Annotated in this window: 22 protein-coding genes and 1 pseudogene; 7 read left to right on the top strand and 16 right to left on the bottom strand. The window is 70.3% G+C overall.

The genetic code is table 11. The annotated features are described in order from the left end of the window. Positions 1–32 precede the first annotated feature (32 nt). The 7 genes from RB628_RS06070 to RB628_RS06100 all read right to left on the bottom strand — a co-directional run bounded on the left by RB628_RS06070 (position 33) and on the right by RB628_RS06100 (position 8,516). Positions 33–746 (bottom strand): hypothetical protein, encoded by a 714-nt coding sequence (locus RB628_RS06070; RefSeq protein ID WP_318319243.1) that lies wholly within the window; start codon positions 744–746, stop codon positions 33–35. Between the two features lie 206 nt (positions 747–952). Next, positions 953–2,257 carry a hypothetical protein gene (locus RB628_RS06075; protein ID WP_318319244.1) on the bottom strand — a complete coding sequence of 435 codons (1,305 nt, stop codon included), beginning with the start codon at positions 2,255–2,257 and terminating at the stop codon, positions 953–955. A gap of 1,160 nt (positions 2,258–3,417) precedes the next feature. Beyond that, positions 3,418–4,383, bottom strand: coding sequence for a pirin family protein (locus tag RB628_RS06080; protein WP_318319245.1), 966 nt, complete (start codon positions 4,381–4,383; stop codon positions 3,418–3,420). A 221-nt stretch (positions 4,384–4,604) separates the two neighbouring features. Next, on the bottom strand, positions 4,605–5,381 hold the full coding sequence (locus tag RB628_RS06085) for an SDR family NAD(P)-dependent oxidoreductase (protein ID WP_318319246.1): 777 nt from the start codon (positions 5,379–5,381) through the stop codon (positions 4,605–4,607). Further along, positions 5,378–6,610 carry an amino acid deaminase/aldolase gene (locus tag RB628_RS06090; RefSeq protein ID WP_318319247.1) on the bottom strand — a complete coding sequence of 411 codons (1,233 nt, stop codon included), beginning with the start codon at positions 6,608–6,610 and terminating at the stop codon, positions 5,378–5,380. The genes RB628_RS06085 and RB628_RS06090 overlap by 4 nt, the downstream gene beginning before the upstream one ends. Next, the gene (locus tag RB628_RS06095) at positions 6,607–7,437 is read right to left on the bottom strand and encodes an SDR family oxidoreductase (protein ID WP_318319248.1); all 831 of its coding nucleotides are present in this window, start codon (positions 7,435–7,437) and stop codon (positions 6,607–6,609) included. The genes RB628_RS06090 and RB628_RS06095 overlap by 4 nt, the downstream gene beginning before the upstream one ends. A 107-nt stretch (positions 7,438–7,544) precedes the next feature. After that, the gene (locus RB628_RS06100; RefSeq protein WP_318319249.1) at positions 7,545–8,516 is read right to left on the bottom strand and encodes an SMP-30/gluconolactonase/LRE family protein; all 972 of its coding nucleotides are present in this window, start codon (positions 8,514–8,516) and stop codon (positions 7,545–7,547) included. 232 nt (positions 8,517–8,748) lie between these two features. Between RB628_RS06100 and RB628_RS06105 the strand changes: the two genes are divergently transcribed. Continuing rightward, positions 8,749–9,342 (top strand): TetR/AcrR family transcriptional regulator, encoded by a 594-nt coding sequence (locus RB628_RS06105; protein ID WP_318319339.1) that lies wholly within the window; start codon positions 8,749–8,751, stop codon positions 9,340–9,342. 84 nt (positions 9,343–9,426) lie between these two features. Continuing rightward, a complete protein-coding gene (locus RB628_RS06110; RefSeq protein WP_318319250.1) occupies positions 9,427–9,795 on the top strand; it encodes a LuxR C-terminal-related transcriptional regulator in 369 nt (122 codons plus the stop codon). A gap of 54 nt (positions 9,796–9,849) precedes the next feature. On the opposite strand, the gene RB628_RS06115 is transcribed toward RB628_RS06110, so the two are convergent. Beyond that, positions 9,850–10,929, bottom strand: coding sequence for a DUF2235 domain-containing protein (locus RB628_RS06115; protein WP_318319251.1), 1,080 nt, complete (start codon positions 10,927–10,929; stop codon positions 9,850–9,852). A gap of 95 nt (positions 10,930–11,024) precedes the next feature. Between RB628_RS06115 and RB628_RS06120 the strand changes: the two genes are divergently transcribed. The 4 genes from RB628_RS06120 (at position 11,025) to RB628_RS06135 (ending at position 15,024) form a co-directional block, all read left to right on the top strand. Then, positions 11,025–12,209 (top strand): caspase family protein, encoded by a 1,185-nt coding sequence (locus RB628_RS06120; RefSeq protein ID WP_318319252.1) that lies wholly within the window; start codon positions 11,025–11,027, stop codon positions 12,207–12,209. Next, positions 12,206–13,489, top strand: coding sequence for a hypothetical protein (locus RB628_RS06125; protein ID WP_318319253.1), 1,284 nt, complete (start codon positions 12,206–12,208; stop codon positions 13,487–13,489). Before RB628_RS06120 ends, RB628_RS06125 begins: the two co-directional genes overlap by 4 nt. Positions 13,490–13,517: 28 nt before the next feature. After that, entirely contained in the window at positions 13,518–14,561 is a 1,044-nt protein-coding gene (locus tag RB628_RS06130; protein ID WP_318319254.1) for a hypothetical protein, read from the top strand. A 97-nt stretch (positions 14,562–14,658) separates the two neighbouring features. Next, a complete protein-coding gene (locus tag RB628_RS06135; RefSeq protein WP_318319255.1) occupies positions 14,659–15,024 on the top strand; it encodes a cupin domain-containing protein in 366 nt (121 codons plus the stop codon). Positions 15,025–15,081: 57 nt separating this feature from the next. Here the strand turns inward: RB628_RS06135 and RB628_RS06140 are convergent, their stop codons facing one another. The 3 genes from RB628_RS06140 to RB628_RS06150 form a co-directional block, all read right to left on the bottom strand. Beyond that, the gene (locus tag RB628_RS06140; protein WP_318319256.1) at positions 15,082–16,056 is read right to left on the bottom strand and encodes an NAD(P)-dependent alcohol dehydrogenase; all 975 of its coding nucleotides are present in this window, start codon (positions 16,054–16,056) and stop codon (positions 15,082–15,084) included. Between the two features lie 133 nt (positions 16,057–16,189). Continuing rightward, positions 16,190–17,575 (bottom strand): vWA domain-containing protein, encoded by a 1,386-nt coding sequence (locus RB628_RS06145; protein ID WP_318319257.1) that lies wholly within the window; start codon positions 17,573–17,575, stop codon positions 16,190–16,192. Beyond that, positions 17,572–18,429, bottom strand: a complete 858-nt coding sequence (locus RB628_RS06150) for a MoxR family ATPase (RefSeq protein ID WP_318319258.1) — start codon at positions 18,427–18,429, stop codon at positions 17,572–17,574. The genes RB628_RS06145 and RB628_RS06150 overlap by 4 nt, the downstream gene beginning before the upstream one ends. A 188-nt stretch (positions 18,430–18,617) precedes the next feature. Between RB628_RS06150 and RB628_RS06155 the strand changes: the two are divergent. Beyond that, positions 18,618–19,151, top strand: a pseudogene (locus RB628_RS06155) (TetR/AcrR family transcriptional regulator). 196 nt (positions 19,152–19,347) lie between these two features. On the opposite strand, the gene RB628_RS06160 reads toward RB628_RS06155, so the two are convergent. From RB628_RS06160 to RB628_RS06180, 5 genes are all read right to left on the bottom strand, one after another. After that, entirely contained in the window at positions 19,348–20,028 is a 681-nt protein-coding gene (locus RB628_RS06160) for a LutC/YkgG family protein (RefSeq protein ID WP_318319259.1), read from the bottom strand. After that, a complete protein-coding gene (locus tag RB628_RS06165) occupies positions 20,025–21,503 on the bottom strand; it encodes a LutB/LldF family L-lactate oxidation iron-sulfur protein (protein ID WP_318319260.1) in 1,479 nt (492 codons plus the stop codon). The genes RB628_RS06160 and RB628_RS06165 overlap by 4 nt, the downstream gene beginning before the upstream one ends. Then, positions 21,500–22,255, bottom strand: a complete 756-nt coding sequence (locus RB628_RS06170; RefSeq protein WP_318319261.1) for a (Fe-S)-binding protein — start codon at positions 22,253–22,255, stop codon at positions 21,500–21,502. Before RB628_RS06170 ends, RB628_RS06165 begins: the two co-directional genes overlap by 4 nt. 71 nt (positions 22,256–22,326) lie before the next feature. Next, the gene (locus tag RB628_RS06175; protein WP_318319262.1) at positions 22,327–23,793 is read right to left on the bottom strand and encodes a rhamnulokinase family protein; all 1,467 of its coding nucleotides are present in this window, start codon (positions 23,791–23,793) and stop codon (positions 22,327–22,329) included. Beyond that, positions 23,790–25,829 (bottom strand): bifunctional aldolase/short-chain dehydrogenase, encoded by a 2,040-nt coding sequence (locus RB628_RS06180; RefSeq protein WP_318319263.1) that lies wholly within the window; start codon positions 25,827–25,829, stop codon positions 23,790–23,792. The genes RB628_RS06175 and RB628_RS06180 overlap by 4 nt, the downstream gene beginning before the upstream one ends. Positions 25,830–25,840: the final 11 nt, after the last annotated feature.

Here is a 25,840-nt window from a genome sequence, read left to right on the forward strand (position 1 = left end):
GCCCACGCACACCAGCCCCGTGACCAGCAACTTCAGCTTGCACACCTCTCATTGGGGCAAGGGTGGACGGCGTGGACATCGCAGCGCCAGAAGTCCAGCTTTCGGAAGCCGGAAATGACGCGGAGGTCGCCGGTCTTGGCGATGACGTAAGCGGGGAGACTGTTGCTGCGGGTCCAGTGGGCGTCACGCCGCTGGGCGTAGTCGGAGCGGTCCGTGTGCCAGGCGGGAGTGATCCCGTTCTTTTCTGCCTTGGCTGCGCGGGCGCGGACACCGCGAAGTCCTTCACTGCCGACTGAGGACAGTTGGACTTCCCAGCCGATGCGGCGGCCGTCAGCTCCTTCGACGAGAGTGTCGGTCTGTATCCAGCTGCGGCCCGCGCGGGTGCGTACTTCGCTGTCGCTGTGGAAGCCGCCCTCCTCGGCGGCGCGCAGGATCCGCTCCTGATAGGCCTTGTGCTCGTCGCTCATCGGGACGGTGTGGCGGGCTTCGTCTTCACGTCTTTCGTGAACTGCTTCACGGCGCCCGTTGGCGCGCAAACGCAGATGCATCCAGGCTTCCACTCCTGCGTCCCGGCATACACCTCCACACTGAAGGTCCCGCTGGTGCACTGGTACGCCTCGGTGCCCGTAGTACCGGTCTGTCTTGTAGATCGTCTCCCACAGTTCAGGAAATTCCGGATGATCGAGGTCGTCCATGGTCAGGTCGAGCGAGATCTGGAACTTCGTGTGCCAGACGATGTTGGCCACCCAATACCACCTTTTCTCTGTGAAAGGCCGTGAGAACCACGGTAGCGACGACCACTGACAACGGGGTATGGAGCAGACTCGGCACTGGTCGTAAACCGGCCGCGCACCGGGCTGGGTATCTGTGGGGCCGCGTTTTCGGCCTCCTCGTCAGCGCTTTGGCCGTTTGCTGGGGGCGCGGTTATCGCAGCCGTGGAGCCAACTCGCTGTCAGCGGCCGGGCTTCGGTGGGAGTGCTCGCTCAAGGAAGTCGAGTCGTGCCTGGCGAGGCAGCCGGCTGTCCAAGCCGAGGGCTGTGCGGATGGAGTCGGCGCTGACGTCACGTGGAATGTCCAGCCGACGCTCGGCATCTCCGATGATCTCGCCAATGACGTGGTGAGCGGCTTGAGGATGGTGCCCGATAAGCCAGTCCAACGTCTTCGTGACGGGTTTCGCGATGCCGTAGAAGGACGAATCCATACTGCTGGTGGCCTTATCTAGTTCCTGGCCGCAGGCGAACTCGTCGAGGATGGCGTGCCTGATGGTGGCAGCCAGGTCGTAGGGGTTGATGATGCTGTCGGTGTCGGCGGCGACGCTCCAGGCGAGCTCGTCGGCGACCTCCTGAACCGCGGCTTCGTTGCGATGGCGCATGGCCCAACGCTTGCGCCAGTCGGGCCGCTCCCACAGGACACCGAAGAACCGGCGAGCCAATCGCTGACGCATTTCAGCGGCACCCACGGGTAGACCGGTGTCGTCACTGGAGCTGAGTGTGGCAGCGGCGCTCTCGGGTGAACGGTGGCGTTGCTCAGCCCAGTCGTGGGCCACTGGGCGGGCCCAGAGGTTACGGCCGTTCATGGTGGCCTGAGGTGGAGGGACGTCGCTTTCGCCGCGGGAGATGTACGCGCGCAGAGTGGACGCGGCGATGCCGCCGATCTCGGCCATCTCGGGCACGCCGATGAGCTGATCCGCAGCGAGTTCGGGCGCGGTCATGCGCACCACGCATCGGGACAGCGGCAGCGCGTCGTGGGGGCGGCGTGAGGCCCACAAGGCCAGATGGTCGTTCCACTGATCGGGGAGAGGGGCGTCGAAATCGAGGTTGGCCACCTTCAGGATGCGCCCTCCGGCGGGATGGGCGTTGTCGTCCAAGAGGTCCTTGGCGGTGATGGTGGTGGCGGCTTTGACCGGGCGCCGGTCGTAGCGCTCGCCGGCGGCGTCCCAGACCTGCTCGGGCCGATACCAGCTGGTTCCGTCCCACCAATAGCCGCCCTGGCGAAACAGGAGCTGCGGGCCCCACCAGTTGCTGTGCCAGGGGGAGGCGTCCTCGTCACGCACTACGAGGACCGTGCGGCCGTGCTCGGGATGGTGGCGGACGACCCAGGCCAGGTCATGGCGGATCGAATCGGTGGTGAAAGCCAGCCACGCACCTTCCGCGGTTCGGTCCCTGTCCCAGCGGCCCCAGGTGCCGCCCTCTTCATGGCGGCCGATGGCCTCGACAGCGGCAGGATCTTCGATGGGGATGTGTGTGTCGTCCACCATTGGCAGACCGGGCACGGGGTGGTCGGTGTGCAGGCCGTTCCCGACGGGCTGGAGGCGATGCATAGTGCTGTACCCCTTAGATCGAGAGTGCTGTAGACGCTTACAGCACTCTCGATCCCCTAGCTACAGCGGTTTAAAACGTCGGACGCAAAGATTTCGCGCGGGCCCTTGATCGGGTCGGCGTCATGGCCGTCGGTCTGGCCGTCGCGAGGAAGGTGATCGCGTCGGCCACGGCGCGGAAGCTAGCGGTCCCGAGTGGACGCGCGCCGCGCTCGGGCGAGGCGGCAAGGAGCACGAACGGGCAGGAAGTGACTCGGGAACGCGCTGCCCACGCGCCTTGGAAGTCATCGCCGATCCGGGGACAAGCTGGGGACTTTTCGGGGACTTTCAAGCCTGTCCCAGGGACTTTTCGGGGACTTTCCGCCGCGTAAGCAGGGAAGGCCCTGACAGCGCTGAAAGATAAGAACGCGCTGGTCAGGGCCTATTTCCTCAGCACTCGATGATGTTCACCGCGAGGCCCCCGCGCGCCGTCTCCTTGTACTTGACGTACATGTCGGCGTCTGAGGCGATCGGCCTGCTGGCGTTGCGCATTTTGGAGCGAATGGGGGCTTGTTGTCGGACGAGGCGGCAAAGGTTCGGGGCTACACGGCATGCCGTGCTGGCTGTGGGGCGCAGCTGGGCGTGCGGGGTGGGAAGCCTTGCTCAGAGCATGTGCGGACGCTGCGCGCGATGTCGGCACTGGCCTCGACGAACTACAGGTTGCCCGGTGCCACGGGGCCACGTTGCGTCACGCGCTCTGTTTGTGGAGACCCCATAACCGGGGTTGCGGTCAGCATGATTCTGGAGGGGATGAGGGATCTCGCTCGCCGTAGGGGGAGTAGTCCGCCGACGACTCGCGGTGCGCGTCCGAGGTTGCGGAGGTGAGTGTGGCGCGAGAAGCGCGAGCGGAACCCTCCCCGGAGACCTGATCACCTGTCAGTAAAGTCAGCATTGGGTCAGCATCAGGCCGAGCAAGGCTGGCTACTGCTGGCGAAACCTGCACTTCGGGGTGGAGCGGAACGAAGGGTGTGAAGGTTGTTTGCTCATGTGGTCTGAGTGAACCGGGCAGGGCGTGTTTCACCGCACCCGGTGATATGGCTGGCGTGTTGAAAGGGGCCAGTTCAGCGCACTCGACCTCGCGGCTTCAGGGGTGTTGGCGGCAGCTCGGGGGCAGGGAGAGGCGCTCCCTCGTAACCCTTTACTTCCCCAAATCTCGACCCGCTCATCCAGTCCTCGCGAGCCTGTTTGATATCGTCCTGAGTACGCCCGACGAAGTTCCACCACATGATCAGCTCCTCCTCGAACGGCTCACCGCCCAGAAGCATCAGGCTCGCGTCGGAGGCGGCGCGCAGCGGGAGTTCGGCGCGGCCGCAGCCGAGGTAGAGCATCGAGCCCGGCAGTACCGGCACCCCGTCGACATGCACCTCCCCGGACATCGCCAGTACTCCGTACTCGAAGTCGGGCACGAGCGGCAGGCGTACGGTGGCGTCGGCGGCGAGCGTCAGGTCGGCGCCGACGAGCGGGGTGTGCGTCGTGCCGGGAGAGATCGCGCCGTCGAGGGCGCCGAGGACGACGGTCGCCGTCACGCCGGCCGCGGTGACCGTGGGCAGGCCGGCGTGGTGCTCGAAGTGGGGGTCGGTGTGGCGGTGCTCGTCCGGCAGGGCCACCCACAACTGGGCCCCGTGCAGGAACCGCGCGTGGGACCTGGGGCTTTCCTCGGAGTGACTGATCGCCCGGCCGGAGGTCATGAGGCCCAGTTCGCGCGGGCGGACCGTCTGGAGGCTGCCGGTCGAGTCGCGGTGCAGCACCTCGCCCTCGTGCAGCCAGCTCACCGTCTGGAGACCCATGTGAGGGTGCGGCGGTACCTGCATGCCGGGCTCGTCGGCGATGTCGTCCGGCCCGTAGTGATCGACGAAGGCCCACGCGCCGATCATGCGCCGACCGAGGTTCGGCAGCAGCCGGCGTACCTCGGTGCCCTCCCCGAGCTTTACGCGCCGGGGACTCAGCAGTTCACGTACGGGTTCGGCGACGACGAATCCACGGCCGCCACAGACGCTGGGTACGGGCGCGCGGTCAAGGTTGCTCATGGCGCACAACCTAGTCCGAGGCCAGGCCCGCGCGCAGGGGAGCGGGCCCGGGTCCCCCGTCCCCGCAGGGTCCCGGCCTCGTCTCGCCGTCCGCACCGCGAAAGGTAATTCACCTCGGCTGATGGTTCCCGGAACGCCGGAACGCCACCGGCAGGTTCCACGTTCGGCACGCTGCCCCTGACGGAGTGACGGATCGCCGACCAGTCAAGAGCAAGAGGCTGCTACCGCGAGGCCAGCAGTCGCAGCACCCGGTCGGAGACCGGCGCCGGCAGGGCACGCAGCGTGCGGACCAATGCCGTTGTCTGCCAGGGGAAACAGGCCTGCGCCGGTTCCCGCTCCAGGGCGCGTACGACGTACCGGGCCGCGCGGTCCTGGCTGACCTGGAAGGGCTTGGGCAGGCCGTCCGCGCCGACCCGGTCCGTCCCCACGAAGCCCGGGTGGATCGAGGTGAACCGGATGTTCCTGGGCGCCAGTTCGACGCGCGCGGCGTCGATGAGCGTGCGCACGGCCGCCTTCGCCGCCGAGTACGGGCCCTGGCGGGGGATGCCCATCAGCCCCGCGAGGGAGTTGGTGTGGGCGATCAGGCCGCCGGCCGGCTGCTCGCCCAGCTGCCGGATCAGCGGGACGAGGTAGTTGACCACGACGTCGTAGTTCAGCGCCATGATCCGGGAGACGTCCGCCGTACTCACCCGGTCCATGGACATGTCCGGCCCCTGACCGGCGTTGAGCAGCGCGATGTCGACGGTGCCGAACTCGGCGACGGATGCGGCGACGACCCCGGCCGCCGCATCCGGGTCCAGGGCGTCGGCGGCGAGGTCGAGGCAGGCGCTGCCGGCGGCCCGTACCTCCTGGGCCACGGTGGCCAGTTCGGGGGCGCGCCGGGCCGTCAGGACGAGCCGGTTGCCCGCCGGGGCGAGCCGCCGGGCCACCGCCGCCCCGATTCCGGAGGAGGCGCCGACGATCAGGACCGTCCGGCCGGTGATGGTCGTGGCGGTCACAGGAAGTGGCGGCCCTCACCGCGGTAGGTGGGCACGGTGTCGACCACCGCGCCGTCGCTGACCAGGTGCAGATCGCCGATCCGCTCGCACAGTTCACCGGCCTTGGCGTGCCGCAGCCACACCCGGTCCCCGACGCGCAGCACGCTCGCGGCCTTGCCCACCAGCGGGGTCTGCACCTCACCGAAGGACTCGGTGGCGGTGACGCGCAGTCCGGGAGGCCAGGCCAGCGTGGGCAGCCGGTCCTTGCCGAGCGGACCGGACGCCACCCAGCCGCCGCCCAGGAGTGTCGCGACCGACGACGAGGGACGGCGTACGACCGGCAGCACGAAGTACGCCGCCGGGACGGGCCGGAAGGCGCGGTAGAAGTCGAACAGCCCCGGACCGTACAGCCCGGAGCCCGCCGCGAGTTCGGTGACGGAGTCCTCGCGTGTCGTGGTCTCCAGGCTGCCCGTACCGCCGCCGTTGACGAATCGCAGCGGCGTCACGGCCCGTACGGCCGCGACCGCGGCCTCCCGGCGGTGACTCAGCTCCTCGACGGAGGAACGCTGCATCGCCCGGACCACGGCCCGCTTGACCGCGTTGCCGGGCTGGTTGTCGCCCAGGCCGGCGACCTGCCCCTCGTACCCCATGATGCCCGTCAGCTCGAAGCCCGGGCGGGACACGATCTCGCGCGCGAACGCCGCCGCCTCCTGCGGGGTGTACACCGGGGACCTGCGCGGCCCCAGGTGGAGACGGCCGCCCGCCAGACGCAGGGCCGCGTCCAGTTCCAGGCAGACGCGGACACGGGTCTCGCGAGGGCCGGTCGCCGCGTCGATCAGGTCGAGATGCTCGACGCAGTCCACCATCAGGGTGATACGGGACGCGAGGCGTTCGTCGGCGGCCAGTCGGCGCAGGGCCGCGCGGTCGGCGGTGGGGTAGCCGACGACGATGTCGTCGAACTCCTCGGCCAGCCACAGGGCTTCGGGCAGAGTGAAGCCGAGGATGCCGTCGAATCCGGGGCGGTCCAGGGCGCGCCGGATGAGGGCGCGGGAGCGCAGCGACTTGCTGGCCAGCCTGATCGGCTTGCCGCCCGCACGGCGTTCCAGGTCGAGGGCGTTGGCATCGAAGGCGTCGAGGTCGATGACGCCGAAAGGTGGTTCGAGGCCGGTGGTCGCCGCCCGCAGCCGGTCGAAATGGCTCTGGGTCGCCGGAGCCGAACCGGCTCTGGGAGCAGTGGTGTTGGCGGTCATCGGTTGGTGTCTCCTTGCTCGGGTACTGCCGCGGGGGCCGGGACGAGTCCCGTACTGCGGCGCCTGGCCATGGCCGCCACCTTGGGTATCACGAAGCGCATCAGCCGGGGGAACACACCGGCGACCCGCTGGACGCGTCCGCCGATGGCGGGGTGGACGACTTCGACGGGTTTCCTGACGATGGCGTCGACGATCACCGAGGCGACCTTCTCGGGGGTGAGCGGCTTCTCGGCGAAGGTGATCACGGCGCTGGGGTCGGCCATCTCCTGCTCCAGCATGGGGGTCCGGGTGCCGGGCGGATGGACGATGCTGAACGTCACGGGCCCGTCCCGTTCCTCGATGGCCACACTGTGGTGGAAGGCGCGCAGCCCGTGCTTGGTCGCGCCGTATGTGGTGTAGCCGGGCAGTGGCAGAAACGAGGCCATGCTGCACACGGTGACGATGTGCCCGTGGCCCTGGGCGCGCATCCGGGGCAGGGCGGCCAGCACGCCCGTGATCGGGCCGAGCAGGTTCACCTCCACCATGTGGCGGTGCTCGGCGGGCGACAACTGGCGTGCGTAGCCGGTGTGGATGATCCCCGCGTTGTTCACGAGCACGTCCACCGCGCCGAGTTGATCGGCCACGGCGTCGAAGGCGGCCTCCCACGCGGTCTCGTCCCGGATGTCCAGCTCGAACGCGCGGGCGGCGGGCCCTAGTTGGCCGGCGACCTGGGTCGCCCCGGCCAGGTCGATGTCGGCGAGGGCGACCCGGTGGCCCCGGCGCACCGCCTCGCGCGCGGTCGCCGCACCGATGCCGCTCGCGGCGCCGGTGATCAGGACGACGCTCACCGCGGACTCCCGCCATGAGCGCCGGCGCGCGGTGGCGAGGCGCTGTCCGTTCGATGTCCGTGCATGGGAACTCCCGGGAGAATAGGCCGAGTCGACAAGGGCTGTGGTCAGGACGGCAGCACGTACGCCTCCAGTCGCGACCCGCCCAGCGGGGCAGCGCGTTCCGGGTCGTCGGTCAGCGTGGTGGCCGCGTACAGGGTGTTGCTGTCGGGGCCGGCGACCAGACAGCTCAGGGCGCGCCGGCTGGTGGAGACGCGGTCCAGGATCGCGCCGCCGGGTCCGACCCGGACGCACTCGCCGCGCAGTGCGTTGGCGACCCACGCCGTGCCGTCCCGGCCAGGTGCGATGCCGTCGGGGGCGATGGGACTGGTGGAGCGTTCGGCGATCGCCTGGTGGTCGAGGAGGGCGGAGACGCGCCGGGTGATCCGGCCGAGGAGTCCGGGATGGTTGAGGGACGTCCACAGGGCGGACGGGATCAGCGGAGCCCAGGGGCGGGGCGGGCCCAGTCGCCCGTCGGGCAGTACGGGGAACGCGGTGAGCCGCATCGCGAGGGTCTCGGCGACGAGCAGTGTGGCGTCGTCGAGGAGGAACAGGCCGTTCGGGAACACCAACGGCTCGCTCAGGCCGAGCAGTTCACCCTCGGGGGAGAGGCAGACGAGGGGTGTCCTGGGCGGTCCCGGCGGCGCGTACAGCATCGAGTTGGGCTGCCTGCGGACGAAGCCGTGGTAGTCGAAGCCGAAGTTGCCCACGTAGGCGCGGCCCCGCCGGTCCACGAACATGTCGTTGACGGGACCTCCGGCGATGTCCTTGAGGTCGGCGTGCACGACCAGGGAGCCGTCCGGATCCCGCCGGTACACACACCGGCCGTCCATGGAGACGACCAGCATCCGCCCGTCGGGCAGCCAGCCCAGGCCACCCGCCCGGCCAGGGACCTCCGCCACCGTCTCCGGTTCTTCTCGTGTGTCCCAGCGGTGCACCGTCCCGTGGGCGAGGTCGCAGAACCACAGGGCGCCGTCGTGCCAGCGCAACGACTCCAGGACGCCGTATCCGTCCAGGACGACTGTGGCCCTCGGTCGCATCCCTGCCTCCTGAGGCTGCTGAGCGGTCCCGGCGAAACCGGGTGCGCGATCGCGCCCCGCAAGGGACGCGGGGAACCGCGCGACCCGCGTTCGGTTTCCGCTACGGTGGCCCACCCGGCAGAAGTAAGTCAAGCGTCCAGGACGACTGACTTACTTCTCACGGGTCGGTTGGTTATCCTGACGGGCGAACCCACAGGTGAGACCGGTGCGGAGAGGAGAACGCGTGCCCCGCATGGCGGCGAGCGACCGGAGGGCGGAGCTCCTCGAGGCGGCGATCCGGGTCATGGCGCGCGACGGCGTCGCCAAGGCGACCACCCGCGCGGTGGTCACCGAGGCGGGCATGACCCTCGGGGCCTTCCACTACTGCTTCGAGTCCAGGGCGCAACTGCTCGAACTCGTCACGGAGACCCTCACCGAGCGGTACGTCGCCGGGGTCCGCGGCCTGTTCGCCCCGCACAGGGACATCCGCGACAGCGTCCTCGACAGCCTGCACGCCTTCTGGAAGGGCTTCGAGGCCAACCCCGGTGAGCACCAGATCAGTTACGAGCTCACCCAGTACGCGCTGCGCAACCCCGGTTTCGAGGACGTCGCCGGCAAGCAGTACGAGATCTTCCTGCGCGCCTTCGCCTCGCTGCTCGAACTGGCCGCCGGCAACGCCGGAATAGAGTGGACGCGGCCCGTGCCGGTGCTCGCGCGGTACGTCCTGTCGACGATCGACGGCCTCAACATGATCTGGCTCGTCGACCGCAACACCGACGACAGCCGGGCGGCGCTGGAGATGCTCGCAGATCACCTGCTCCTGCACGCCCGGCCACGGGCCGCCTGACCTGAGCGACAGGGTTACCGCATGACGTTCGCCGACCACCAGAACGAGATCCTCCTGAACGGGCGGTGGCGATGCTGACCAGCTGTGCCGGACGGGGTCGACGCCGTGCGGGCGTTGGACGCGGGCACCGGGGGCAATGTGCTCAAGGCGGGGCCGCCCGAGGAACCGTTCCGCGCGGTGCGCGGGGCCGCCGCCGGGGCGTTGGGACCGGCATCGGAGATCGTCGGGGTACTCGTCGGCCAAGTGGTCAGCCCGCCACACGAGTTGAGCCGGCGTGAGATCGAGGTCGTACGGCTGATGGCCGAGAAGCTCAGCAACCGGGCCATCGCCGAGACGCTGTTCCTCGGCGAGGCCACGGTCAGGACGCATCTCGTGCGCGCCTGCCGCAAGCTCAAGGTCGACAACAGGGCGGCCGCGGTGTCGGAGCCGTGCGCAGGGGCGTACTCGAACTGACCTGACACGTAACGCTGTTGGAGCACTCTCCGGGGGTGGCGGACCGCCTCGATGTCATCCTCGGGCGGTGAGCCAGTCCTCGTCCGCCCAGGTCGCGGTGTTCGGGATGCGTGATCCGTAGTCCTGGAACTCGTTCATGCGGGCGCGGACGCTCGCGTGCACCCGGGCGTGCCGGGGCAGCCGTCGTCGCCGGTAGGTCAGCAGGGCCCAGACCCAGCCCATCCGGTGCACCTTGCCCAGCGCGTACATGGGACCGACCGTCACCTCGCGCCGATACGCCCCGGGCTTCAGCAGGAGGCCCTTGCCGTCGGGGGCCAGGGCGCCGTCCACGACCCATTTGAGGGCGATGGTCGCGAGACGGTGGTCGTCCTCGAAGGTGCCGCCGACATCCGAGTGGACTCCCGCGAACCATATTTGCTCGACCCCGTCCGGGAGCGCCGGCTGCCCGCCCGGCGTGACCAGGTACTCGCGGTAGGGCGTGCGCTTCTCGTCGATGGACACGGCGTGCCGGACCCGGCCGGCGTTCGGGACCCGTCGGGTGTGCGGCCAGCGCAGGTTCCAGTGCAGGACGCCGGCCGCCTTCACGGAGTCCCAGAGGCCCAGGTACTCGACGGGGATGCCGGTCCGGCCCTCCACCTTGATGCTGAACGTGCCCGCGAAGTGGTGGAGTTGATCCCAGTCCTCGTCGGTGAAAGTCTTGTTCCTGGCGTAGGCCGACACGGCGTACGGGACGAGGTTCTCCATACCCGGCCGCATCAGACCGATCGCCTTGAGCATGCCCGTCAGCGCGCGGGCCGTGTACGCGCCCCGGCTGAAGCCGAACACATAGATGTGGTCGCCCGGTTCGTAGTGCCGCATCAGATACGTGTACGCCTCGGCGAGGTTGACCCTCAGCCCGGATCCCAGGGCGAGGCCGGAGAGTTTCGACAGCCGGCGGCCGAAGGCCGTCCAGGCGCCCGCGGCCGAGAAGGTACCGACCCCCGGGTCGTAGTACGCGATCTGCGCGGTGGGATCGGAGAGGTCCAGCATCTCGTAGAGCCGCACGACGTTCGTGTTGCCCTTCGCTCTCAACTGGTTGCCCGTGCCGTCCAGGCAGATGACGAGGTTCTTGGCCATGGCGGGCCTCGCGTTCACTGACTCATACCAGGACATAACGGGTGTTAAGAAATATAGTAAGAGAAATGCTGCCTGTGGGCATGCTCGGGGGACCGCGGTGTTCCGGAGGATCCATGGCCGGTTCAGTGATCCATCTCGAAGAGGCGGCCGACCCGCCGCGCACCCACGCGCTGGTCGTCGGAGTCGGCAGATACCCGCACCTCGCCGGCGGCGAGGCACCGGTCGCCGACCCGGACGGGATGCGACAGCTCAGCTCGCCCCCGGTCTCGGCCCGTGCCTTCGCCACCTGGCTGCTCACCGAGTACAACGACCCCGAACGCCCGCTCGGCAGCGTGGCCCTGCTGCTCAGCGAGGAGCACCGGACGCCGTTCGCCGACCCCCGTACGGGGACCGGCCACGCTGTCGAGGTCGCCACCATCGACAACATCGTCGCCGCGGTCGCCGACTGGTACGACCGGGGCGACAGTCACGTCGACAACCGGCTTCTCTTCTACTTCTGCGGGCACGGCATCTCCCAGGGCGAGGACATGGCGCTGCTCGCCGCCGACATCTTCGCCGACCACCACAACCCCCTCAACGGAGCACTGGACCTCGCCGGGCTGATGAACGGGCTCAAGCGGTGCAAGGCCAGTCAGCAGGTGTTCTTCGTCGACGCCTGCCGCTCCAACTCCGATGTGCTGATCGAGAGTTCGGGCACCCGGTTCGCCGGCCGCACCCCGCTCGGCGCCGGGGCCCGCCCGCTGGACCTGCCCCGGCGCTTCCACATCCCGTACTACGCCACCCTGGCCGGCGACCGCTCGCACGGCCGGCCAGGACAGGTCAGCCTGTTCACGGAGGCCCTGCTCAGGAGCCTCGCCGGGGCGGCCAGTGACGACCCCGAGGGCGACTGGCGGGTCAACACCTCCCAACTCCTCACGGCGATCGACCACTTCATGCACCAGCCGCGCTTCGCCGGAGCCGTCGCGGGCGTCCAGGTTCCCTCGGTCGGCGAGCTGCCCGTCTTCGTCCTCCACCAGTTGCCCGGCACGCCGGTCGTCCCGGTGTACGTCGGCTGCGACCCGGCCCAGGACAACGCCGAGGCCGAGTTCGTGTGCCGGGAGGACGGACAGGGCGGCCGGGAACGGCTGCGCCGGGCGGCCGTCGACATCGACCTGGACGACCCCGAGAGCGAGTGGGCCATCGAACTCGGCTTCGGCAACTACGTCTTCGAGGCACACCTGGGTGACCAGGAGGTGCGGACCAAGCCGGTCACCGTGCGTCCGGTGTTCCGGCGCGTGCAGCTGGGAAAGCCGTCATGAGTACCGGCCTGGCCGTCACCGTGGCGCTGAGTCTCCACGAGTCCGACCTGCCCGACGGGGCGAAGGTCGTCGGCGACATCCACCCGGCCGACGGCACCGGCAGCGCCCACCGGAGCGTCCTCTTCCCCTGCGGGACCTCGGCACCGGCGGTCCGCTACGAGGTCGACCCCGGGCACTACATCGTGTCCGCCACGCTGCCCTCCGGCGTCGTGCTGTCCAAGGACGCCGAGGCGAGCGAGGGCAGGGACACCCAGGTGACGCTGCGCACCGCCCCCTCCCCCTACGAGTCGCACTCCTGGCAGTACCTCATGGGCAACATCGAGCCGTACGGCGCCTATCACGACGAGACGACGATTCCGGTGCCCCGGTCGCGGGGGTCGCGCTCCGGGGTGTGGGAGACGCGGGGGCTGGTGCCGCCGGGGAACGCGGTCTGGGTCGGCGATCCCAAGCCGCAGAGCTGGCACTTCGCCGAGATGCTCGCCTTGACCGACGGCCCCTCGCCGGAACCGATCGCCCTCCATCTGGCCCGCTCCGCTCCGCACACCGTGCCCAGCCTCGACCTGGGCGACGCCGCCGCCCGCCTCTACCGCTTCGGCCCGCACGGACCCGTCGACGAACAGGGCGCGTCCACCATCCAAGGGCCCACGGGCCGACGGCAGTTCCTGGTCGTCTCGCTGGCCGACGCCGAGTACGTCGTCACCCTTCCCGCGCCCTGGGGCGACGCGCAGATCGAGGTGCTGGTCAACGAGCGCCAGAGCCCGACCGGCAGCACCGTCTCGGTCACCGTCCGCGACAGCAGGGTGGGACCCGCCCTCGGCTATATGACCCGGGGCGCCTTCGACACGGCGGCGGCGCTGGTCAAGGATGCCGAGGACTTGCTCTACGCCAAGATGGAGAACCCCCTCGCCGCGGTGGCCGGCGCCTATGTCCTGGTCGGCAGCGAGCTCACCGATCGGCGGCACCGCTGGGACGCCTGGCTCGACCATCTGCGCCGCGAGTTCCCCTGGCTGAGCGACGGCTCGCTGCTGTGGGGCATGCGCCATCTGCGCCGGGCCCACACCGAGACCGAGCTGGGCGCGGCCAGGGACGCCCTCGTCGAGGCCTTCGACCGCGGCGTCCCCGTCTTCACCCTGGGCCTGAGCCGCCTCATCCACGGCCTCTCCGAGTTCCCCGACGACCCGGAGTGCGCCACCCGCCTCGACCAGGCCCGTCTGCTGTCCTACCGCGTGGACATGCGCGAGCCGTTCGTGATCGTCGGACTGCGGGGGATGCCCCGGTAGCGCGAGAGGCCCGGCTGAGGAGGCCGCGATGATCCGGTTCACGATGATGCCCGGCGAGGACGGCGACTGCCTGCTTCTGGAGTACGGCGACGACACGTTCGTTCGGCGGATCCTCGTCGACGGCGGACGCGCGGGTACGTATCCGCTGATCAAACCGGTGCTCGCCGGGCTCGACGGGCTGATCGACGTCCTGGTCGTCACCCATGTCGACCAGGACCACATCCTCGGAGTGCTCGCCCTGCTGGACGATCCGGAGCGGTCGGTGGAGATCGGGGATGTGTGGTTCAACGGCTTCGACCACCTGCTCGACACCGAGGGGTTCGGCGCGCAGGACGGCGAGAAGCTCACCAGCGCGCTGCTGGCACAGAAGGTGCCCTGGAACGACGCGTTCGGCGGGCGCGGTGCCGAGGTCGGGCGCCGGCTCGGGTGGTTCGACGACGGGTCCACGATGGAGGTGCTCTCGCCCGACCGCCGGCAACTGGAGCGGCTGGCCCCGGTGTGGGTCAAGGAGTGCGCCGCCAACGGGCTGATCCCGGGCCGGGACCCCGACGAGCCGCCCCTCGTAGCCGGCTTCGAGCACTTCGGCGGCGCCGTGAACGTGGCGCAGCTCGCCGCCACACCGTTCAAGGCGGACACCTCGCCTTCGAACGTCACCAGCATCGGGCTGCTCTTCGAGTTCGAGGACCGGCGGATCGTCCTCACCGGCGACGCGGACGACCGCCGGCTCGTCGAGTCGCTACGGCCCCGGGCCGAGGCGGCGGGCGGGCGGCTCCACGTCGACGTCCTGAAGGTCGCCCATCACGGCAGCGGCCACAACATCTCCAACGACCTGCTCGACCTCCTCGACTGCGACCGCTATCTGATCTCCACGAGCGGTGCCCGGCACGGCCACCCCGACGACATCGCCATGTCCCGGATTCTCCAGCACGGCGGAGCCCGGAAGGAGATCGTCTTCAACTACCGAGGCCGTGCCGCGCCCTGGAACGTCGCCTCCCTCGAAGACCGCTTCGGCTACACGGTGACAGCGCCGGAGCCGGACGCGGAGGACGGCTTCATGACCTTCGAACTCTGACACCGGAGGCCGCTCGGATGGCGGCCCCGGCTTGACAGGCGGACGATGGGAGGGGCGGGGATCCGACAGCCATGGAGGGGGATGGGAGGCATCAGACATGCTGGAGATCAAGACGGTCGAGAAGCCCGACGAGCGGCGTGACTTCCCGAGGGGTCACCTCGAAGCCGTACATCTCACCGGGCTCGACTTCGCGGTGGGAACCTTCGAACCGGGCTGGCGCTGGTCCGAGTCCGTCGGGCCCATCGTGGGCACGAGCAGCTGCGAGATCCACCACAACGGCTACGTCGCCCAGGGCCGGATGCACCTCCGTATGGATGACGGCGGCGAGAGCGAAGTGGGTCCCGGCGATGTCTTCGTGTGCCCCGCCGGGCACGACGCGTGGGTCGTCGGCGACGAACAGGTCATCGTCTACGACTTCGCGGGAGGCATGGCACAGGACTACGCGAAGGCACCGGGAAGCTGACCCTTCCGGGGCTGCTGGGCCGCCGGACGGTCCGGGCGCCAGTCGTCCGACCGGCGCTCAGACCGTGATGACGACCTTCGCCCGCGCGTGTTCCTTCACGAGGTACCGCATCGCGTCGGGAACCTCACTCAGCACATACGTTCGGTCGATGACCGGGGTTATCTTCCCGGCCTCCGCCAGCTCGCACAGTGCCGTGAGGTTCTCCCGGCTCGCCACCGCCGGGAGTTCGAGAAGCCGCTGACGGACGAACGGCGCCAGCAGCTTGCGCTTGATGAACAGTCCCATGGGTCCGACGAAGCTGCCGCCCTCGTACACCCCGCCGCCGGACAGCAGGAGTGTCCCGGTGGGCGTCGTCACGCGCCGGAACGCGCCGAGGGAGTGGTTTCCGACCAGGTCGAGTACGACGTCGTACCGTTTTCCGCCGAGGGTGAAGTCCTCCTGGGTGTAGTCGATGACGTGGTCCGCGCCGAGTGAGGCGACCATCTCCACGTTCCGCGTGCGGCACACCGCGGTCACCTCCGCGCCGTACCCCTTGGCCAGCTGCACGGCAAACGTGCCCACGCCGCCCGACGCGCCGTTGATCAGCACCGTCTGGCCCGGCCGCACCCGGGCCAGATCGCGCAGGCCGATGAGGGCGGTGTTCGCGGCCAGGGGTATCGCGGCAGCCTGCTCGAAGGTGAGGCCGGCCGGTTTCCGGGCCACCGACTTCCCGGGCGCGCACACGTACTCCGCGAAGGAGCCGTCCGCCTCGCCGTACACCTCGTCGCCGGGCGAGAGCCCCTCGATCTCGCTGCCGACCGCCTCGACCCGGCCGGCGAAGTCCCGGCCCCGGACCTTCAGCTTCGGCCTGGCCAGCCCGAACACCGCGCGTGCCAGCTTCGGGTCGCCGTGCATGAGGTGCCAGTCGTAGGCGTTCAGCGAGGAGGCGTGCACCCGCACCAGAACCTGCTTCGCCGTCGGCACCGGTTTGCCGATGTCCATGACCTTCAGCACGTCCGCCGAGCCGTACGTGTCCTGAGTGACTGCCTTCATCGTCCGTCCCCCCTCGTGTACGGCATTCGCCGCTACCCGCGAGCGTAGGGGCACAGTCATGGACGCGGGTATCGGGGAAAAGCCGTATTCGCCCCCTAGGGGTTCGACCGACCCCGTCCTGCGAATCTCCTCGTCACACCGGCAGCAACCGGGTGATCAGGGCACCGAGTTGGCGGGCGTTTCGGCACTCGCGCATCTCCACCAGCTCGGCGTACTCGGGCGCCGCCGAGTCGCCCGTGCCCCACTGGGACTGTCCCTCGGGATTCAACCAGTAGACGCGGCGGGCCCGTTCGGCCAGGTGCCGTACCGCGGGCAGATTCGGGTCGCTCATGTTCGTGCGGGCGTCACCGAGCACGAACACGGTCGTACGCGGGCCGACCGCGTCGGCGTACCGCTCCCTGAACTCGCCCAGGGCTACGCCGTAGTCACTGCTGCCGTGCCAGCCCGTCAGGGTCGCCTCCGCGCGGATGCGGGCGCCCATCCCCTCCGGGTCGGCGGCGCCGTGCACGAGCAGGCCGGTCACCTCGTCGACGCGATTGACGAAGGCGAACACACGGACTTTGCTGAACTGGTCGTGCAGGGCCTGCACCAGCAGCATCGTGAAGTCGGAGAAACCGGCCACCGAGCCCGACACATCGCACAGCAGCACCAGTTCGGGCCGGGTGGGCCGGCGCCGGCGCAGCACGGGCCGCATCGGTACACCGCCCGTCGACAGCGACGCGCGTACCGTGCGCCGCAGGTCGATCGAGCCGCGGGCGGCCTTGCGGCGGCGCGCTGCCAGCCGGGTGGCGAGTTTGCGTGCCAGCGGATGCACCGCCCTGCGCAGTTCGGCCAGTTGGGCGCGGCCGGCGAGCAGGAAGTCGACCCGGTCGGCGGTCGGCGCCACCGCCCGCCGGGCGATTTCGTCCCGGCCGCGACGCTCGGCCACCCGGCGTCGCGCCTCCGCGCCGACCAGCCGCCGGAACTCCTCGATCCGCCGCCTGATCTCGTCGTCGAGGAGCCGGTCGGCGAACCCCGTCTCCCCGGCCCCCTCCCGGAGGCTCGCCCGTACCCGGGCCAGCAGTGTCTGCGGCCGGAGCCGGTCCAGTGTCTGGTACGACGACCAGCCGTCCGACCCCGGCGAGGAGCCGTAACCGCCGAAACCGTCGACCGCCTCGGCGGCCAACCGGGCAAGCAGCGCCTCGTCGTCCGCGGCCAACGCGGCGGCGAGCCGGTCGCGCAGCTCGTCCCGCTCGGCTGGTTCCGTCCCGGGCGCTCCGACGGCCCGGGGAAAGTACAGGTCGAAGACAGGGTCGAACACCGTGCGCTGGTCCGTGCCGTGCAGCAGGGTCGCTGCCAGCCCTTCGCGCAGCAACTCCCGGTCCGCGAAACCGAGTACGGCCGCCGCCCGTGCCGCGTCCACGGTCTCCCCGGTGCCGATCCGGACACCGTGTGAGCGCAGCGCCGCGACCAGCCCCGTCAGCCGTTCCGCGACGCCGGCCCCGTCACTCGCGCGGGCGTGGGCCGACCGCGCGTTCACATCGCGTCCAGGTCCAACTTGGCGCTCGCCTTCAGGACGTCGTCCTGGTGTTTGAGGAGAACGCCGAGGCTGTCCCGTACGACCGTCTCGTCGAGCGCGTCCGCCCCCAGTGCCAGCAGGGTGCGGGCCCAGTCGATGGTCTCGGCGACCGAGGGCACCTTCCGCAGGTCCATGGCGCGCAGTGCGCCCACCACCCGTACGACCGACCCGGCCAGCGCCGCGTCGAGCTCCGGCACCTTCAGCCGTACGATCCGGCGCTCCAGCTCGGCGTCCGGGAAGCCGATGTGGAGGAAGAGGCAGCGGCGGCGCAGGGCCTCGGACAGCTCGCGGCCTGCGTTGGAGGTGAGGACGACGAAAGGGCGGCGGGTCGCGGTGATCGTGCCCAGCTCGGGGACCGTGACCTGGAAGTCGGAGAGCACTTCGAGGAGCAGGCCTTCCATCTCGACGTCCGCCTTGTCGGTCTCGTCGATCAGCAGCACCCTGGGCTGGTCGCCGCGGATGGCGGTCAGCAGGGGCCGGGGGAGCAGGAACTCCTCGCTGAAGATGTCCGTGCGCGCCGCGTCCCACGTCTCGTCGCGGCCGGCGCTGATGCGCAGGAGCTGTTTGGCGTGGTTCCACTCGTACAGCGCCCTCGACTCGTCGACGCCCTCGTAGCACTGGAGGCGGATCAGCTCGGCCCCGGCGGTCTCGGCGACGGCCTTGGCCAGCTCGGTCTTGCCGACGCCGGCCGGGCCCTCCACCAGGAGCGGCTTGCCGAGGCGGTCGGCCAGGAAGACGGTGGTGGCGACGGCGGGGGAGGCCAGGTACCCGGTCTCGGCGAGGCGTGCGGAGACATCGTCTACGGATGTGAACAACGGGGCCTCCAGCACTGGCCTGAGCGGGCTCGATGCTATATCCAAGCGCTTGTTCACCGCTCGTGTCACGCCTGATTTCGCGGAATGCGGAGGCGGACCCCGGGTATACCGATCGGTTTCCCCGTCTCGCTGGGGAGGGTAAACCTCGTCGTACGGCCACCACAGACAAGGCGTCCCCGCGCGACCGGCTGCTCGATGCGGCGACCGAGCTGTTCTACCGCGACGGCGTCTCCCTCGGAGTCGAGGCGCTGTGCAAGGCCGCCGGAGTCTCCAAGCGGTCGATGTACCAGCTCTTCGCGGGCAAGGACGAGGTTCTCGCGGCCGGCCTGGACCGGCGCGCGGCGAGTTACGCGGCGCAGCTCATTCCCGGCCCGCAGGACGTCGGCACTCCGCGCGAGCAGATCCTGCCCTGTCCGGGCGGCTGGAGAAGGCCGCCGCGGAACCCGGCTACCGGGGCTGCCCCTACCTCGCCGCGCTCGTAGAACTGAAGGACCCCGGACACCCGGCGAGTGTGGGTCGCCCAGGAGGTCAAGCAGCGCCTTGAGGGATGGTTCGGTGTCCAGGCGGAAGCGGGCGGCGCGCGTGAACCCGAGCTGCTGGAACGGCAGTTGATGCTCGTCTTCGACGGCGCGAGCGCCCGCGCCGGCGTTCGTATCGATTCGCTGGCCGGGCTGACCACGGCGACGGTGACGCCACTGATGGACGCGGCGGGCATGGCCTAGCCGCAGCAGAGGGGGGAAGGAAGGCGGGGGCCGACCGCCGAAGCGCCCGGCCCCCCCCAGCCCGTGTCGCGGGGTGTACTCAGCGACACCCCGCACCGCGTGACTGATGCGGTAGGGCGGGTTCCCGGGTGGGGCCGACGCCGAGACGTGTCCTCCAGGCCGCGACCCGGGCGACAGGACGGGCAAGGGGTCCTGATCAGCCGGACGGATCGACCTCCGCGCCCGACGGACCGTCACCGCTCACCAGCACCACCTCCAGGGTGCGCGGACCGTGCACCCCCTCGACCCGGTCGAGTTCGATGTCACTGGTCGCGGACGGACCGGAGATCCAGGTCAACGGCCGTGTCAGGTCGAGGCGTTCAAGGGCCTGCGGCACGGAGGAAACGACCTGGTCCGGGACGCGGACGACGCAGATGTGGTGGTCGGGGATCAGGGTGATCCGGCGGCGGCCCTGGTCCGGGCCGCCGTCCAGCACGATGGTGCCGGTCTCGGCGATGGCCAGGGCGCAGGCCGTGACGACGCTGTCGACCTCGTCCAGGTCGTACGCCGTGCTCACCGCACTGTCGTCGACCCCGGCCGGAGCCGCGGCCGACAGCCACTCCGGCGGGAGCCCGGGCGGCACGACCACCGATGCGGAGCCGTGCGCGGCCAGTATCCCGGCGAGCAGTGCCGGGAGCTCGCCGGTGGTGCAGCGGTGCACGATCGCCCGGTAGTCCACCAGGTTCTCGGCCAGGAGCTCGACCGTCTCGTCGACACCGAGGTTTCCGTGCACGCGCAGGTAGTCGCGGTCGACGGCCTGGTCGTACGGCGTGTCGTCGCGGGGTACGTCGGCGAGTGCGCGCCGCACCCGGCCCAGGATCAGGTCGCGGCTGTTCACTTCGTGGTGTCCTTTCCGCCGTGGGTGCGCTGCCACCAGTCGCGGAACGGCTCCGCCGGCACGGCCGGCAGGTCGCGGGTGCCGCTCCAGGCCTTTCCGGGGCCGGGCAGGGTGCGAGGGTGGAAGCGGCGGGTGCGTGAGGCGAGGCGCTGTCCGGTGCGCAGGGCGCCGGGGTGGCTGAACGCCCAGCGGGCGGCGCGCATCGCGGCCCGTTCGGCGGCGTGGCCCTTCGCAGGTTTCAGGACGACCTTGTTGCCCTCCCGGGTCACCGGCCCGCCCTCGACGACGCGCTCGCGCAGGTGCACCAGCACCTCGGGGATGTCGATGGCGACCGGGCAGACCTCGTAGCAGGCCCCGCACAGCGAGGAGGCGTACGGGAGGGAGGCGTCGATCTCGCTCGCGGTGCCCCGGAGCTGGGGGCTGAGGATGGCGCCGATCGGGCCGGGATAGACGGAGCCGTAGGCGTGACCGCCGGCCCGCTCGTACACCGGGCAGACGTTCAGGCAGGCCGAGCAGCGGATGCAGCGCAGGGCCTGGCGGCCGACCTCGTCGGCGAGGGTGTCGGTGCGGCCGTTGTCGATCAGGACCAGATGGAAGGTCTGCGGGCCGTCACCGTCCGTCGTGCCGGTCCAGGTCGACGTGTACGGGTTCATTCGCTCGGCGGTCGAGGAGCGGGGGAGTGTCTGGAGGAAGACCTCCAGGTCCCGCCAGGTCGGCACGATCTTCTCGATGCCGACGACCGAGATCAGCGTCTCGGGCAGGGTCAGGCACATCCGCCCGTTGCCCTCCGACTCGACCACGACCAGGGTGCCGGTCTCGGCGACCATGAAGTTGGCGCCGGAGACGCCCACCCTGGCGCGCAGGAACTTCTCCCGGAGGTGGAGCCGCGCCGCCTCGGCCAGCTCGGCGGGCGTGTCGGTGAGGCCCTCGGGAGCCGGGCGGCCCCACTCGCTCATCTCGCGCGCGAAGATGTCCCGGATCTCGCCCCGGTTGCGGTGGATCGCCGGTACGAGGATGTGCGAGGGCCGGTCCTTGCCCAGCTGCACGATCAGCTCGGCGAGATCGGTCTCGTAGGCCGCGATGCCCTCGGCCTCCAGGGCCTCGTTCAGGCCGATCTCCTGCGTCGCCATCGACTTGACCTTGACGACCTCGGACTCGCCGGTCATCCGCACCAGGTCGATGACGATCTGGTTGGCCTCCTCGGCGTCGGCGGCCCAGTGCACGACGCCGCCCGCCGCCGTGACCGACTCCTCCAACTGGACCAGGTAGGTGTCGAGATGACGGAGCGTGTGATCCTTGATCCGCTTGCCCGCCTCCCGCAACTCCGCCCAGTCCGACATCTCGGCGACGGCTTTGGCCCGCTTGCCGCGGATCGTGTGGGTGGCGTGGCGCAGATTGCCGCGCAGGGTCTCGTTGCCCACCGCCTCGTGGGCCGCCTTGGGGAAGCTCGGCATCCCGACGAACGTCCCGCTCATGCCAGGGGCTCCTCTTCCGTGCTGGCCAGGATCTCCGCGATGTGCACCGGCCGCATCCCGGTGCTCAACCGGGTCATGGTCCCGCCGATGTGCATGAGACACGAGTTGTCGGCTGCGCACAGCACCTCCGCCCCCGTCGACTCGGCGTTGCGCACCTTGTCGGTGCCCATCGCCGCCGAGACATCGGCGTTCTTCAGCGCGAACGTGCCGCCGAAACCACAGCACTCGTCGGCGCCGGGCAGCTCCCGCAGCTTCAGTCCCCTGACGGCCTGGAGCAGTTCGAGCGGCCGGTCGGCGAGCCCGAGGCCGCGCAGCCCGTGGCACGTCGGGTGATAGGTGACGGTGTGCGGGTAGTAGGCCCCCACGTCCGTCACCCCCAGCACATCCACCAGGAACTCCGTCAGCTCGTACGTCTTCGGAACCAGGGGCGCCAGCGTGGCCGCGAGCCCGTCCCCGCGCCCCTCGGCCCGCGCCCGCTCACCCATCCGCGGATACAGCTCCCGCACCATCGCGCCGCACGACCCGGAGGGCGTGACGATCGCCTCGTACCCTCCGAAGACATCGGAGAAATGCCGGGCGAGCGGCTCAGCCTCGTGCCGGTACCCGGTGTTGTAGTGCGCCTGCCCGCAGCAGGTCTGCGCCATCGGGAAGTCGACCTCGACACCCAGCCTGGTCAGCAGTTTCACCACGGCGCGGCCCGTGTCCGGATACAGCGTGTCGTTGACACAGGTAAGGAACAGGGCGACACGCATCGCGGCTCCTAGTGGTCGGTCATCGGATGAGTGCAGGGTACGCGGAGGTCGCATAGCGGGGAAATCCCGTCTCACCGGACTTCGGTGAGACGGGCCTCCGCCGCGCGCCAGGCCGCCGGGTCGCCGGACGGCTCGTAGCGGGTCAGCGGCTGGGTACGGGCGAGCAGCCGGCGCATGTCCGTACGGTCGCCGACGAGACCGTGGGCCCTCGCCTGGACGAGGACGTTGCCGAGCGCGGCGGCCTCGGCCGGGCCCGCCACCACCGGCAATCCGCAGGCATCCGCGGTGAGCCGGCACAGCAGCTCGTTGCGCGTCCCGCCCCCGACGATGTGCACGGCGTCGACGGAGTGCCCGGCGAGCCGCTGGGCGTCCGCCACCGCCCGCCGATGGGCGAGGGCGAGGGAGTCGAGGATGCAGCGGGTGATCTCGCCCGGAGTCTGCGGCACCGGTTGCCCGGAGGCCCGGCAGGCCTCGGCTATCCGCTCCGGCATCCGCCCGGGCGCCAGGAACGCCGCGTCCCCCGCGTCCACCACGGACCGCAGGCCCGGCGCCTCGGCCGCCGCCCGCAGCAGCGTGCCCAGGTCGGGGTCGCCCCAGGCCCGAACGCACTCCTGGAGGAGCCACAGCCCCATGATGTTGCGCAGATAGCGGACCGTGCCGTCTAGTCCCAGCTCATTGGTGAAGTTGGCGGCCCGGCTCTCCTCGGAGAGGATGGGCGCGTCCAGCTCCAGGCCGGCCAGGGACCAGGTGCCGGTGCAGATGTAGGCGAACCGCTCGTCCACCGCGGGAACGGCCGCCACCGCGGAGGCGGTGTCGTGCGACCCGACGGTGGTCACCGGCACGGGTCCGGTGAGCCCGGTCTCCTCCAGCACCTCGGCCCGCAGCACACCCGCCGGATCACCGGGCTGCCGTAGCGGCGCGAACAGCCCGAGGTCGATGTCCAGTCTCCGCGCGATGTCATGTGCCCAGTCGCGCGTGCGGGGATCGATCAGCTGAGTGGTGGAGGCGTTGGTCAGCTCGGTGCCGGCCTCGCCCGTCAGCCAGTACGTCAGCAGATCGGGGATGAGCAACAGCCGCTCGGCCGCGGCCAGTTGGCGGGTGCCGCAGGCCGCCGTCAGCTGGTAGAGGGTGTTGAAGGGCGCGTACTGCAACCCGGTCGCCGCGTACAGCTCGTCGGCCGGGACGCTCGCCCACACCTTCTCCGCGACACCCTCGGTGCGGGTGTCGCGGTAGTGCACCGGGTTGCCGAGCAGGGCGCCGTCGGCGTCCAGCAGGCCGTAGTCCACGGCCCAGCTGTCGATGCCGACGGAGTCGAGTTCTCCACCGCAGTGGGCACCGCCCGCCCGCAGACCGTCGAGGACACCCGCGTACAGCGCGAGAACATCCCAGCGCAGCCCCTCGGGCACCCGCACGGGCCGGTTCACGAACCGGTGCGCCTCGGCCAGCTCCAGCGTGTCCGGCCCGACCCGGCCGACCATGACGCGCCCACTGGACGCGCCGAGGTCGACCGCGGCGTACGACCTCACGGTCTTGCTCATCGCAGGAAGGCGGCGGCGACGCCGGCGTCGACCGGGATGTGCAGTCCCGTGGTGTGCGTGAGCTCGCCACCGGTCAGCGCGAAGACGGCGTTGGCCACGTGCGCGGGCAGCACCTCGCGCTTGAGGATGGTCCGCTGGGCGTAGAACTCGCCGAGCTTCTCCTCCTCGATGCCGTACGTCGCCGCGCGCTGCGCGCCCCAGCCGCCGGCGAAGATCCCGGAACCGCGCACCACACCGTCGGGGTTGATGCCGTTGACCCGGATGCCGTGCTCGCCGAGCTCGGCGGCGAGCAGCCGCACCTGATGCGCCTGGTCGGCCTTGGTCGCGGAGTAGGCGATGTTGTTCGGGCCGGCGAAGACGGCGTTCTTGGAGGCGATGTAGATGATGTCGCCGCCGAGCTCCTGGGCGATCATCACCCGCGCCGCCTCGCGCGAGACGAGGAACGAACCGCGCGCCATGATGTCGTGCTGCAGATCCCAGTCGCGCGCCGAGGTCTCCAGCAGCGGCTTGGAGATGGAGATCCCGGCGTTGTTGACGACGAGGTCCACTCCGCCGAAGGCCAGGGCGGCCGCCCGGAACGCCTCGGCGATCTGCTCCTCGGACGTGACATCCACGGTGACGGCGACGGCCTTGTCCGGGCCACCAAGCTCCTCCGCCACAGCCTGGGCGTTCTCCGCGTTGAGGTCGGCGACGACGACGCAGGCGCCCTCGGCGACCAGCCGCTCGGCGATCGCCCTGCCGATCCCGCTGCCCGCACCGGTCACCAGAGCGACCCGGGTGGCCAGCGCCTTCGGCTTGGGCATCCGCTGGAGTTTGGCCTCCTCAAGGGCCCAGTACTCGATCCGGAACTTCTCCGACTCCTCGATCGGCGCGTACGTCGAGACCGCCTCGGCCCCGTGCATCACGTTGATCGCGTTGACGTAGAACTCGCCGGCCACCCGCGCGGTCTGCTTGTCCTTGCCGAAGCTGAACATGCCCACGCCCGGGATCAGCACGATCGCCGGGTCGGCGCCGCGCATCGCGGGGGAGTCGGGCAGGGCGTTGCGCCCGTAGTAGGCGGCGTACTCCTCGCGGTACTCGGCGTGCAGCTCCTTCAGCCGCGCGATCGCCTCGTCGAGGGGAGCGGAGGCCGGCAGGTCGAGGACGAGCGGCCTGACCTTGGTGCGCAGGAAGTGGTCGGGGCAGGAGGTACCGAGTGCCGCGAGGCGCGGGTGCTCGCCGCGCGACACGAAGTCCAGAACGACGTCCGAGTCGGTGAAGTGCCCGACCTGCGGCTTGTCCTGCGAGGCGATGGCCCGCACGTACGGGGCGAGCGTGGCGGCCCGCTCGCGCCGCTCCTCCGGCGCGAGGGCGGTGTACCCCTCGATGACCGGACCGAACGGCTCCGTCTTCCCGCGCTCGGCGAGGAACGTCTCGGCGGTACGGATGATGTGCAGCGAGTTCTTCTCGCACTCCTCGGCGGTGTCGCCCCAGGCGGTGATGCCGTGTCCGCCGAGGACGCATCCGATGGCCTGAGGGTTGGCGGCCTTCACGGCGGCGATGTCCAGGCCGAGCTGGAACCCGGGGCGCCGCCACGGCACCCACACCACGCTGTCCCCGAAACACTCGGCGGTCAGTTTCTCCCCGTCGGCGGCGCAGGCCAGCGCGATACCGGAGTCGGGGTGGAGGTGATCCACGTGCGCGGCGTCGACGAGCCCGTGCATGGCGGTGTCGATGGACGGCGCCGCCCCACCCTTGCCGTGCAGGCAGTAGTCGAACGCGGCGACCATCTCGTCCTCGCGCTCCACGCCCGGATACACACCCTTGAGCGCGTGCAGCCGGTCCAGCCGCAGCACGGCCAGCCCGCCCTCGGTCAGGGTTCCCAGGTCACCCCCGGAGCCCTTGACCCACATCAGCTCGACATCACCACCGGTGACGGGATCGGTGTCGGTCCCCTTCGCGGAGGTGTTCCCACCGGCGTAGTTGGTGTTCCGGGGATCGGCACCAAGCCGACGGGACCGAGCGAGAAGAGCAGCGGCTTCAGGATGGGTAGCCATGCGTGATCAAT

It is taken from the genome of Streptomyces sp. ADMS, from assembly GCF_033441795.1.
In the GTDB taxonomy this organism is placed as follows: Bacteria; Actinomycetota; Actinomycetes; order Streptomycetales; family Streptomycetaceae; genus Streptomyces.

Coding starts and splice junctions, on each gene's coding strand:
- RB628_RS06090 (WP_318319247.1), bottom strand. CDS start 6,610: ATGACCGCCAACACCACTGCTCCCAGAGCCGGTTCGGCTCCGGCGACC.
- RB628_RS06135 (WP_318319255.1), top strand. CDS start 14,659: ATGCTGGAGATCAAGACGGTCGAGAAGCCCGACGAGCGGCGTGACTTC.
- RB628_RS06100 (WP_318319249.1), bottom strand. CDS start 8,516: ATGCGACCGAGGGCCACAGTCGTCCTGGACGGATACGGCGTCCTGGAG.
- RB628_RS06140 (WP_318319256.1), bottom strand. CDS start 16,056: ATGAAGGCAGTCACTCAGGACACGTACGGCTCGGCGGACGTGCTGAAG.
- RB628_RS06165 (WP_318319260.1), bottom strand. CDS start 21,503: ATGAGCGGGACGTTCGTCGGGATGCCGAGCTTCCCCAAGGCGGCCCAC.
- RB628_RS06080 (WP_318319245.1), bottom strand. CDS start 4,383: ATGAGCAACCTTGACCGCGCGCCCGTACCCAGCGTCTGTGGCGGCCGT.
- RB628_RS06075 (WP_318319244.1), bottom strand. CDS start 2,257: ATGGTGGACGACACACACATCCCCATCGAAGATCCTGCCGCTGTCGAG.
- RB628_RS06120 (WP_318319252.1), top strand. CDS start 11,025: ATGGCCGGTTCAGTGATCCATCTCGAAGAGGCGGCCGACCCGCCGCGC.
- RB628_RS06180 (WP_318319263.1), bottom strand. CDS start 25,829: ATGGCTACCCATCCTGAAGCCGCTGCTCTTCTCGCTCGGTCCCGTCGG.
- RB628_RS06175 (WP_318319262.1), bottom strand. CDS start 23,793: ATGAGCAAGACCGTGAGGTCGTACGCCGCGGTCGACCTCGGCGCGTCC.
- RB628_RS06105 (WP_318319339.1), top strand. CDS start 8,749: ATGGCGGCGAGCGACCGGAGGGCGGAGCTCCTCGAGGCGGCGATCCGG.
- RB628_RS06125 (WP_318319253.1), top strand. CDS start 12,206: ATGAGTACCGGCCTGGCCGTCACCGTGGCGCTGAGTCTCCACGAGTCC.
- RB628_RS06170 (WP_318319261.1), bottom strand. CDS start 22,255: ATGCGTGTCGCCCTGTTCCTTACCTGTGTCAACGACACGCTGTATCCG.
- RB628_RS06130 (WP_318319254.1), top strand. CDS start 13,518: ATGATCCGGTTCACGATGATGCCCGGCGAGGACGGCGACTGCCTGCTT.